The sequence below is a fragment of the Flavihumibacter profundi genome (genome assembly GCF_020076305.1).
Classification (GTDB): Bacteria; Bacteroidota; Bacteroidia; order Chitinophagales; family Chitinophagaceae; genus Flavihumibacter; species Flavihumibacter profundi.
Window position 1 is genome coordinate 1 of record NZ_JAIQXE010000006.1, and the last position, 1,400, is coordinate 1,400.

General features: G+C 44.9%; 1 protein-coding gene. It reads left to right on the forward strand.

The window, feature by feature from the left end; genetic code table 11:
• Positions 1-48: 48 nt before the first annotated feature.
• A complete protein-coding gene (locus LAQ65_RS21030; protein WP_224118997.1) occupies positions 49-1,269 on the forward strand; it encodes an IS256 family transposase in 1,221 nt (406 codons plus the stop codon).
• Positions 1,270-1,400: the final 131 nt, after the last annotated feature.

Sequence of the window (1,400 nt, forward strand, 5' to 3'; positions counted from 1 at the left end):
AGGCTGTAAAATGAACTGTGTCAAAGGTTAACTTTAATGCAGTTTTTTATGCTAGACAAACAACACCCTGATTATGAACGCCTTCAGAAAAAGGCGCTGGAGCAATTACGAACCGGTAAGTCGCTCTTCGGCAAGGGAGGAGCCTTTGCTCCATTGCTCAAACAGTTCATAGAAGCCGCCCTGGAAGCGGAACTAGATGAACATTTGGATGATGAGCAACGCGATAACGGCAATCGCAAAAATGGCAAGACCAGTAAGCGGTTGAAGACGGCCGAGGGCACGCTGGACATAGAAACACCTCGTGACAGGGATGCTTCCTTTGAGCCCCAGCTGGTCAAAAAACGAGAGACCATCCTTGCCGAGAGTCTGGAGCAGAAGATACTTGGTCTGTATGGCTATGGAATGAGCTTCCGGGATATAGCAGCCCATATCAAGGAGATGTATGACACGGAGATCTCTGCTACTACGCTGTCCGCTATCACGGATAAAATCATCCCACTGGTTACAGAATGGCAGAACCGGATGCTGGATGCGACCTATTGCATTGTTTTCCTGGACGCCATGTATTACAAGGTAAAAGACGAGGGCAGGATTATCACCCGTTGTGTGTATAACATTCTAGGCATTACCGTAGAAGGCCGTAAAGAGTTGCTGGGGATGTACATCTCCGAGAGTGAGGGTGCTAACTTTTGGCTGAGTGTACTCAGTCATCTGCAACAGCGCGGGGTAAAGGATATTCTGATTGCCTGCATTGATAATCTCAAAGGATTTGCTGAGGCAATTGCCAGCATATTTCCCAGAACCGAAGTACAAACCTGTGTAGTGCACCAGATCCGTAACTCTCTGAAGTATATTGCATCCAAGGATCAAAAGGCTTTTATGGCAGAGCTGAAGCCTGTTTATAAGGCAGTAAGCCTGGAACAGGCCGAGCAGCAATTTCAGGCCCTGGAAGCCAAATGGGGTAAAAAATACCCGCTTGTAATCGACTCCTGGCACCGCAACTGGAGCAAACTAACCACATATTTCAAATACCCTCAGGGCATCCGAAAAATGATCTATACCACCAATATCATCGAGGGCTTCCACCGGCAAATCCGAAAAGTGACCAAAACAAAAGGAGCCTTTACATCTGATATGTCGCTATTAAAATTAATCTATCTGGCAACGATGAATATCCAGAAAAGTTGGACGAGACCACTGCTAAACTGGACCTTAACCATATCTCAGTTGTCCATTATCTTTGGAGACAGAATGAAATTGAAGATATAAATACCGCTGTACTGATTGATAATTATTGCATCTTTAGAACATAGATCGGCTGTGTCGGAATAATTATCAATCTGCACAGCGCATTGAAAAATAGAACTTTGAAAAATTGACACAGTTTATTTTACACTCCC

Excerpts from the sequence above, each read along its gene's own strand:
- LAQ65_RS21030 (WP_224118997.1), top strand. The coding sequence starts at position 49 with ATGCTAGACAAACAACACCCTGATTATGAACGCCTTCAGAAAAAGGCG.